A 10,487-nucleotide genomic window follows, 5' to 3' on the forward strand; every position below is an offset into this window, starting at 1 on the left:
AGTTGATTCTGCTCTTGTGTAGACAAAATATTAATATCACTAAGCTTGATATCTACATTAGCAATAATAGAATTTACAATACGCTTATAATAACTAATAAACCTCTCGATAGTATCAGAACTAAATAACTCCGTAGAATATGTAATGTGCAAAGAGAATTCGTTATTCGCTTCAGTCGCTATTAGACTCATATCGAACTTTGAAATATCAATATCATTTTCATAAAGAGATAATTTTAGTCCAGGAATATCAAGCCCTCCTTCCATAAAGTTCTGGTAAGAAAACAATACATCAAACAATGGGTTTCTACTCGTATCTCGTTTAACCTGCAACTCATCGATAAGCGACTCATATTGATACGATTGATTACCAATACATGCCAGGGTATTGGTCTTAATTATAGATAAAAACTCTCTAAAGGTATATTCACTCTTAAGCTCATTTCGAAGAGGTAAGGTATTGACAAACATACCGATCATATTATTTAGATCTTCATGCTCTCTTCCTGAAACAGGGGTACCAATAACAATATCTTTCTGGTTAGTGAGCTTGTAGAGTAAAATATGATACATCGATAAAAACAACATAAAACCTGTACTACCCAACTCCTCATTGATAGACTTTAATTTCTTTGTCTGCTCGGTATCCAGAGTAAAACTAATCGTTCTCCCTTGATATCCTTTTATTCTTGGGCGTTTAAAATCTGTTGGTAGATTAAGTGGCTGTGCTACCTCATTAAACAAATTCAGCCAAAAATCTTTTTGATCAGAAATCTCTAATTGTCGGCTATCTTGTTGTTGCCACTCTGCATAATCCTTGTATTGAACAGATAATGGAGATAAAGTTTTGCCTGTATACAATGCCATAAATTCGTTTATAAAGACACCATTTGAAACACCATCAGTAATAATATGATGCATATCCAACATCAAAATATGTTTTCTCTGACTCAACCGAATAACACCAATTCTAATTAGTGGACCATTGTTTAGATCAAAAGGTCGAATAAAGCTTTCAATCTTTTTAGGAACCTCTAATTCTGTCGAATTAAAAAATGATATATCAATCTCTTGATTATCAAGGATCTTTTGAACAGGTACCTCATCCACAATTTTAAAAACGGTTCTCAAACTCTCATGACGGGCTATAAGGGTATTAAAAACCTTTCTCAAAAGATCTATTTCTAAATCTCCTTCTAAACAAACTGCCTGAGGCATATTATAACTCAAAGAAGTTTTATCAAGAGTGTATAAAAAATACATTCGCTTTTGTGCAGAGGATAAAGTGTAATAATCTTTCTCTGGAGCCTTTTCAATAACCTTAAATTTAGAATTAACCGTTTGATTGTTTTCAATAAATCTAATAAGTTCAACCTTGTGCCTTTTGATTTCTTCAAGGATTTCACGGACATCTCTATTTTTTGGAACATTCAATCGTAAGGCACCATTATCTAAATGTAAACCGATCTTATGCTTTCGTATTTTTAATAATAAATTTTCCATAATAAATTTTAATCTTTACATCATCTATCGTGACGTCACATTTCATAAAAATCAAAAATGTGAATGTTTGAGAAGGTTTTAGAGTAATTAAAGTATTACACTGACTATTTGAATACTTTGTAAAGCTTGTTAATCAGATGATGTCCTATAGAAACAACTCCTATAAAAGGCATTATCAAAGAAGTCAGTTTTAATGGCCAAAAACCATCTTTATATAATTTTCTAACAAAATAATTTGATAAATCTCCAAGTTTATACCAAGGACTTTTCCAGCAATAAGCCAAAGTAAAACCTATATTACCATCTACAGGCACTACCGCATGATGCCAATATGGAGGGATATACAAAGCATCACCCTCTTCTACTGTAACAACCATTGATTCTAATTGTAATGATTCATCCAATTTTTCTTCATTTAGATATTTTTCGTTTGTTAAAAAATCGCATATCTGCTTAGCTTTTGGTATATCAGGGGGTAAAAGTGCTACTTTTTTAGCTCCACTTACTTGGCACATTAGAGTTTCATCTACATTATGATAGTGCCAACTTGTAGCTGCCCGTCGATACATAAAAAATCTTCTTTGATCATACATTCTAGGTTTTATTTTATTGGATAAAAAAGAGAAACCGGGCATTTCTTTTATTAATTCTGAAAACCTATTTCCTTCGGCTATTTTTTCGGAAGGAATACTTAAGATATAATCTTCATTTCTATGAAGTCTCTTTATCGCATTATGAAAAGTAATTCTTTCGCTATCAACTTTTTGCCTATCCCACATATTATAATTCATGTGCGGATATACTCTTATATGAAAATCATCACATACAGACAACCAATAATCTTCATTCTTTACTTTTTGAGTTGCCGGCCAATGCTTGATCGCTCCTTTTATAAGACATGGTTTGTTGTTAGACACCCAATCATTATGAAAGTTTTGTTGGTTTAAATCAGACACGTCTATACTTGGTGCTTCTTTAGCTTTTTCAATACCTGGCAGCACCGAAAATAAATCGTCATTAAGTCCTGTAAATCCCTTAGTTTTTGTAGTATATTCTGAAACGGGGTCTAATTCAATAGTATTTTCTATAATGGTGTTCATTTCTTTAGTTTTTATAAGATGAAATAATTTGGTATTGATAAGAAAAAAGAGAGAGTCTTTAACTAACTAGATTAATGCTATATAGTAAAGGATGTAAATTGAAATTAGCGCTATTATTTAGTTAGCGTAAGTAAACGATCTACTTTATAATCATTAGATACTAAATCAACTCTTCCTACATCCATTTTGATAATTTTATCTGCAACATCAAAGTAGTGGTCATCGTGAGTTATAGCAATGATGATTTTACCTCTTTTTTTCATATCAGGAAGTAATTCTCTGTAAAAAAATCGTCTATATTCAGGATCCTGATCTGCAGCCCACTCATCAAAAAGATAAATAGGCGAATCTTCGAGATAACATTGCAATAAAGCCAACCTTTTTCGCTGTCCTGCAGATAAATTTAATGTGGTAAACGCATTATCTTTTATTTCTACTTTATCCTGAAGCCCTAATAGTTTTAAGTATTTTTCAACTTTATCTTCCTTATCACTAACATCTACGTTATAGAGCTTATGGAATAAATGACAAGGACTAAAAACAGCTGAAAAATATTCACTTAACTGCGAACCAACAACTTCTTCATTGTTCACTGCAATCTTGCCCGAATTTGGTTCATATAAACCTGTTAATAGTTTTGCTAGTGTGGTTTTTCCACTTCCATTACCCCCAATGATAAAAAGGATTTCTCCTCTACTTATTTCAAGATTTACGGGACCTATAGAAAAACTCTCTCTTCCTTCTTCATTTTTATATTTGTACGTTAGTCCACTAGCTTCTAAGTTATACACCAATTCTTTATCAATAATATTTGGCTGAACTTCAATATTTAAATTTGCTGGGATTTCATTTATAAAGCTTTGGATCCTATTCCAAGCAATTTTCACTTGCATAATTGTTGGTAACGAAGTAAATATAGTATTCAAAGGTCCATTGAGATATAATAACACCACAACAAAACCCATGATAGTATATAATTGAATCTCTGGAAATATTTCTGGTATTCCGAACGCTATAAGCCCTAGTAAGAGTATAAATGTTGATTCACCAACCAAATATGCTTTAATAAATTTTACGTGAGCAATCGTAGTTTTACTCTTGAAAATGTTAGTTACAGAAACTATATCACCTTTATACTCTAACTTCTTTTTGTATTGTAAGCTAATTTCTTTAAAGCCATCAATCAATCCACTCAACAAACGCATAAAAGTATTTTGGGTATCTCTAGCTTCTTCAAAATATACTTCTGCTTTGTTACTAATAGCAAAGTATATTGCAGAAACGGTAATTATTGTAGCAAAAATTAGGATCGTAGCCCAAAACTCTATTGATGCCAGGTAAATAAATGCACCTCCTACCGTGATCAAGCTTGTTACAAAACTTACAATCATGTTTACAGAATTACCTACCATGCTTACATCATCATTTAAAGTTGAATACACTCTTCCCTTGTCGATATTTTCGAATTTTTGATAGGATGTAGAAAATATTTGACTTATAAGCTTAATTCGTTTTTCGTATATCAGATCTCTGGTGAAGTGAATCAAAGTAGTTTGTACATATTTACGACTAGATATATATAACATTAAAGTTAGAAAGTAGTAAAAACTCAAATATTTTAATTCAATATTGCTATTGAACGAAGAGGTAATAAGCAATACCACTGCCATATTAGATATCCCCGAAAATATACTTACCAAAACAATTCTTGGTAGCTTTTGTTTAAAGGACAAATCTCCTGGAAATAAGAATGAAAAAATATAAGATACATAACTAATCGTTATTGCTAGTAGTATAGCTATAACCATAACTGCAAAACTTATTGGAGCCCATACTATTGTAGCATCCCAAGTAAATCCCGCCATAGCCTTTGGCAACAATGCTACTCCTAATAAAACAATAGCAACAAAAAGCGATGTTGTAAAAAAACTTGTTACATCGTTCAACTTAAATTTTCTGAACTTTCGCTCTCCTTTTAAGATCTGATACATCACAACTCCAAAATGAATCAAGGCTAATAAAGCATAAATGCTAATTATAAAGGATATTAAAGAAAAAGCTCCATCATTACCGTCTCCAGGATCATATTCTTTCTTTTCTTTAACACCAGAAATGGTATTCATTACTTTATCACCTATGATGTTGGTATAACTGCTGTTAGAATTTGCCAATACAGCAACTGCAATACCTTTTTTAGGTTTTAAGGTAATATATGAACTAAAATTAGGATTTAAACCACTATGATAAATCTCGTTGTTACCAGACAGAGAAACCTCCCAACCCATTGCATACGATGAATTACCATGAGGAGCCACCGTAGCATCCCTTAGTTGGGTATGCTGGGCTAAAGGATACAAAGGTGATGGTGTGCTTCCCATTTGAAATTTTAGCCATTTCCCCATATCTGTGGCATTGGAAATCACATAACCTGCTGCATTATTACCTTTATATATAGGAGCTTCAAAAGGTCTGGCTTCATAATAACCAATTTTATACCCTTTTGATGTATTCTTAGTGTTATCTCCAACTCCTATCGAAGTATGATTTAAATTTAACTCTTTAAATATTGTTTCACTGATGTAATTTTCAAAAGTTTCTCCACTTACGTTTTCAATAACAAGAGCTAAAACATCATAATTAACCGTAGCATATTCATACTTTTTTCCAGGAAGATTGGATAACTCAGTACCAACAATTTTTTTAATCGTATTTTCTAAGGCGTTATACTCATTACTTTCAGGTATTTCTGCTAGGGTAGACTGCGGAATCCCACTTGTATGATGCAATAATTGCCTAAGTGTTATTTCTTGCTCTACTTCTTCATAAGATAATTTGAACCATGGAATGTATATTGAGACTGGTGTGTCAAGATTAATTTTATAATCTTTTACAAATTTCTGAAAAGCCAAAGCCGTAAAAGCTTTACTACATGAAGCCAATTCGAAACGTGTGCTATCTGAAACCAGAATGTTCTCTTCTACATTCGCATAGCCATAATTTTTAATTGTTTGCTTTCCATCTTTTATAACAATAAGACTAAGCCCAGGAATATCTCCTTCTTCTATTAAGTTAAGTATATCTTCTTCTAGATTGGTTTCCAGAATTTCTTTTTCATCCTTTTGTGCGTAATTAGAAAAAGACATTCCTAAAAGCATAAAGAAAAAAACTAACAATTTGATTTTTGCCATGTTTTCCATCAAAATATTCATATTTATAAGTGATTAAATACTCGCAATTCTATGCCGCGAGTTGAAATTGGATAAGGTATTTATGTGTATAAGATGTTAGCCAGAGAACCTACATTTTGTTTAGCTTCTCTAACTAAAGCCTTGGCTAGTATATTTGCAGGATCTATAAATGATATATCCTTGATACACTTCTTCTTAAAAACTAATGGAAGCTCTGTGCATCCTAATACAATAGCATCAACCTTTCGTTGTTTAAAAAAAGATATTGCTTCGTTAATTAATAAAACTAGTTCTGGATGGTCACTATTGATTGAAGCTTTAATCCCAAAGTCTCGATCATAGATCATTTTATTTATAACGGTATCTTGAAAATGAAAATTTGGAATTATCGGAGTGAAGTTATATTCTTCTAACAAATTTTTATACAACCCCGTTTTATAGGTTCCATTTGTTGTCATAAGCCCTATCTTAGAAAATTTTTTATAGTTCTTTTTCAGATATTTACATGTTTCGATGGGCATGTTAATAAGCTTGACTTTACTATCCGATTCTTTTAATTCATTTTCAATGACATTCAGAATTTCTGGGCAATGAGAGGTATTACAAGCCATACCAATTATATTTGCTCCTGCGAATTCTAGCTTTTCTATAATTCTAACAATACTATAGGCTGGGTTTTCAAGCACTTGCCCTTCAAGAAATGACGTTCTATCCGCAATTTCTTTAGGGAATGACATTAGAATTGTAGAAAGGTGATTTTGATCTATCGTAGCAGGTGTATTATGCAATACATTCTTAAACAGATCTAATCCTGCCTGAGGCCCCATTCCTCCTATAATCCCTATGATATTTTTTTGTTCTAAAGTCATCATTTAATACCTATTTTATTCGGACATCGCAACGATTACATGCCTGTCCCCAGTGAATGAGTTTCTACCATGACTTACCATCTCGTTATCCACAATCAAAAGCTCATTTTCGCTCCATTTAGGAGCTATTGTAACTTTCTCTATGGTTTCCAAAATTTCTTTTACAAAAGCCTCTGTAATTTCGGTACCATCTCCAAATTTGACATACATCGGAAAACATTCTGGTGAGTCATAAATAATGTTCATCGATTCAACGATTTCTTCTCCAAGATGACATGGATGGAATTGATCGATTTGATTAAACCAAATTCTTTCTCCTGTTATTCTATGTGTCGTGATACCCTTACTGTATTGTTTAGCTCTAAGATTATCATTGCCTGTCCACTCAAAATCAACATTATTCAACTTGCAAAACTCTTCAACCATTTTTTTATCATCGGTTTCAAAAGTTTCTTGCCATGACACTCCCATTCCTGCATTACCCCCGTTTAAATTTCTAACATATGTAATTCCCTTTCTTTCAATCTCTTCGACTATTTCTTTATTCATAACCTGTAAGATTTGCCTACTATCTGCTAATAATGTTTCTCCTCCTGTTTCTGAAGGAATCAAACAACTAAAAAAAAGTTTGTTAGGCCATTTTGCAGAATATGACAACTCGTTATGCATCGTGATCTTTTGTGTCTTATCATACTCAGTCGATGTATAGACATTTCCAGAAAGTTTTATTCTAGGGGAATTTCCATCTACATAATTCAAAAACTTATTAGAAATTGAGTGTACGATATGTTGGAAATTTTCTAAATCTTTGATTTGAATTCCTTGAAATTTTAAGGCTCCGTATACTAACAACTTTTCTTCAATCTCTTCTTTATTCTCTAAATAATAACTAATAAAATTATCAGGACTTAAATTATCTAATGGTAATAAAAGTGGCAGTTGTTGTATGTCTATTATATTTGATTTGCTCATCTTGTTCTTTACTATTTTTGATTAATATTTACCTTGTTTATTAGTTAGCAATCTTTTCCTTGCAGTATGAAATATCTTGTTCTATATTCCATAAATTAAATTCAAGTTCTTTAGCCTTCAAGAAGTAATCATAGGCTTGCTTATAATCTTTATCCTTCAGATAAATATTGGCTAGAAATCCATATTGGTTAGGGTTTTGAGGAAATAACTTAATATTATCTTTAAAAAGCTTGACCGATAGTTCTGGTTCTTTGTTTTTAAATAGCTCTCCAAGTTCGTTTAACGTGTTGGCAGTTAACCCTCCTGTAGATTTTATTTTTTCTAACTCTAATAATAACTTGTCTACGTTTTTTTCTTTTCTATAATTTTTCTGAAGATTTAACGCTGCACTTGGATATTGCTCAAAAAAAGAATCTTCGAATAGAAAATCTATATCAAAATTAGTTGAAAGCTTGTTTAACGCTTTTGTAATTAATTTTCCATTATCATTATTGGTGAAAAATACGAATCCTCTTTTTTGGGGTATAGAATAAAAAAGTTCAGATCTAAAACCATTATTATTTCCACTAAAAGAAGCTATTTTATTTCCTTCATTAAGGATCATAAAATACCCTGCTCCCATATAAAGCTTATCCTTTCCGTATCCGACATCAACTATTGGTTTAACTAAATCATCAATTCTTTCCTTAGGTAAGTTATTTTCATCAAAAAAGAATGTCAAAAATTTCCCATAATCTTCTGCAGTTGTATGGGCTCCCGATGCAGGGATAGTTCTGAAATTTTTCCATTTCTTTACTTTTTCGCCAAATATGTTATATCCATCTGTGTAGTTTCTTGGTTGCTCAACTCCTAAGGAGTTTTCCTTTCCTTCTTCATACTTGAGATAGGTATTCTTTAGTTTTAAAGGTTTTATAATTCGCTTATTGACATATTCCTGGTAAGATTCATTCAGAATTTGCTCTACAACCTTTGCCAGATATTCAAAACCTTCGCCTGAATACACAAATTTTTCTCCTGGTTTACTAAGTATTTCAAGTAGTTCTTTATTGTTGTTCCATCGCCAGTTCTCGATACCAGACGAATGGCTCAAAATCATTCTTGGCGTAATTTGCTTATACCTAGCATCATGTTCTAAATCTTTATGCACTAAATATTGGTACATTGGTTTATCCAAATCTATCTTACCTTCATGAACCAGTTGATGAACAACATAAACCAAATACATTTTTGTTAAAGAAGCGGCTTCAAATACAGTTTCGTTATTAATCTCTTTGTTATTAGATGCTATCTCATTTCCGTAAAAGTTATTAAATACTACTTTATTATCTTCTATGATTGCTAGCGATAGTCCAGAAATACCAACATTATTGATCATTTGATTTACTTCTTTATTGAAGTCTGCAATACTTATTTCTCTTCCATTTGAAGTAAAAGAATTGCTTTCTTGGGATATCGTTAATTGGGTATAGCTTATAAATGCTATTGTAATTAATACTTTACAAATGGTTTTGAGTTTTTTAAACTCAATCCCTTTTTTACTGTTTTCTGATGAATTCATTTTAATATTTTTTTGATTTGTAAGAAGTTTTTACTGTGTGTATAGAGGATTACAATTTAAATAATGATCTCCTCTGCCATTTCATTATTTTGCTCAAGATCTGTATCGTTATCATTAAATAACCATTGATTGATCTCAATAAACTCTGCTTGTTCTTTAATGGTAGGCTTCTCAAAAACCTTTTCTAAAGGAAATACCATATCAAACTCCTTAGCGATTTTATTAACTAAAACCATAGCTTTTAAAGAATGTCCTCCTAGTTCAAAAAAGCCCTTGTTTACACTAATCATTTCTTTGTCAATCGACAATACTTCTGACCACATTGCTGTAATTTGATCTTCAACTGCATTAGAAGGTGCCACATAATTATCCTGTAGTTCAATTTTTGGTTCAGGTAAGTTTTTTCTATCTATTTTACCACTTGAGTTAAGAGGAAGCTCTGCTAAATGAACATAAAAAGTGGGTAACATATACTCTGGAAGTTGCTTAGATAAAAACTCTTTTAAGGTTGAACCTGAAAGCTCTGAATCTGAAGTGTAATAAGCGACAATAAACTTATCTCCCGATTTTTCTTTAACCACAACAACACTATTTCCGATTTCACTATATTGATTTAAACTCGTAGAGATCTCTTCCAACTCTATTCTAAATCCTCTGATTTTTACCTGATCATCTATACGCCCCAGATACTCTATATTACCATCGGGTAACCATCGTGCTAAATCACCAGTCTTATATACTCGTTGATCCTCTAAATCAGCCACCCTAACAAACTTCGAATTGGTTAGAGAATCATTATTCATATATCCTCTAGACAAACTCGCTCCTCCTATGCATAACTCTCCAGGCACTCCAACAGGAACCAACTTAGAACTTGAGTCCATAACAAATAACTTCATATTACTTAACGGCTTCCCTATTGGAACTCTGGACTGCCCTTGCCAATCTGAAGTAGAATAACTACTNCAATAAATAGTAGCCTCGGTTGGACCATAAATGTTTTCTAAAACAATACCAGTATTAAGAGCATTAAAATCATCGATCAAACTACCAGGAAGAGCCTCTCCAGCCAGAAAAATGTATTTTAAACTCGATAGCTTATCAACTCCACCACTCTTAAGCCCTTCTACAAAAATCGAAAACATTGAAGGCACAAAACTGATGTGCGTAACCTGATCACGATCAATCGCTTCTATAATCTTATCCGTATTAGCTGAAAACCCTGAAGGGAGTATCGATAATCTACCTCCAGAATGAAACCATCCAAACAATTCGGCTACAGAAACATCAAAAGAATG

At 32.2% G+C, this 10,487-nt stretch carries 7 protein-coding genes; all 7 read right to left on the reverse strand.

Features of this window, described 5'->3' with window-relative positions; genetic code table 11:
- Positions 1-1,502, reverse strand: a 1,502-nt coding sequence (locus tag JJQ60_RS21715) for a condensation domain-containing protein (protein ID WP_236669195.1), incomplete at its 3' end; no start/stop codon positions are given.
- A 104-nt stretch (positions 1,503-1,606) separates the two neighbouring features.
- On the reverse strand, positions 1,607-2,602 hold the full coding sequence (locus JJQ60_RS21720) for a cupin-like domain-containing protein (protein ID WP_201924745.1): 996 nt from the start codon (positions 2,600-2,602) through the stop codon (positions 1,607-1,609).
- A gap of 113 nt (positions 2,603-2,715) precedes the next feature.
- Positions 2,716-5,790, reverse strand: a complete 3,075-nt coding sequence (locus JJQ60_RS21725) for a cyclic peptide export ABC transporter (protein WP_201924746.1) — start codon at positions 5,788-5,790, stop codon at positions 2,716-2,718.
- Between the two features lie 80 nt (positions 5,791-5,870).
- Positions 5,871-6,662 carry an aspartate/glutamate racemase family protein gene (locus JJQ60_RS21730; protein ID WP_201924748.1) on the reverse strand — a complete coding sequence of 264 codons (792 nt, stop codon included), beginning with the start codon at positions 6,660-6,662 and terminating at the stop codon, positions 5,871-5,873.
- 12 nt (positions 6,663-6,674) lie between these two features.
- Positions 6,675-7,631, reverse strand: a complete 957-nt coding sequence (locus tag JJQ60_RS21735) for a TauD/TfdA family dioxygenase (RefSeq protein ID WP_201924749.1) — start codon at positions 7,629-7,631, stop codon at positions 6,675-6,677.
- Between the two features lie 40 nt (positions 7,632-7,671).
- Positions 7,672-9,189 carry a serine hydrolase domain-containing protein gene (locus tag JJQ60_RS21740; RefSeq protein WP_201924750.1) on the reverse strand — a complete coding sequence of 506 codons (1,518 nt, stop codon included), beginning with the start codon at positions 9,187-9,189 and terminating at the stop codon, positions 7,672-7,674.
- A 56-nt stretch (positions 9,190-9,245) separates the two neighbouring features.
- Positions 9,246-10,487 (reverse strand): non-ribosomal peptide synthetase (locus JJQ60_RS21745; protein ID WP_201924751.1); only part of this gene is annotated, 1,242 nt, incomplete at its 5' end.

The sequence above is a fragment of the Aquimarina mytili genome (genome assembly GCF_016735115.1).
In the GTDB taxonomy this organism is placed as follows: domain Bacteria; phylum Bacteroidota; class Bacteroidia; order Flavobacteriales; family Flavobacteriaceae; genus Aquimarina; species Aquimarina mytili.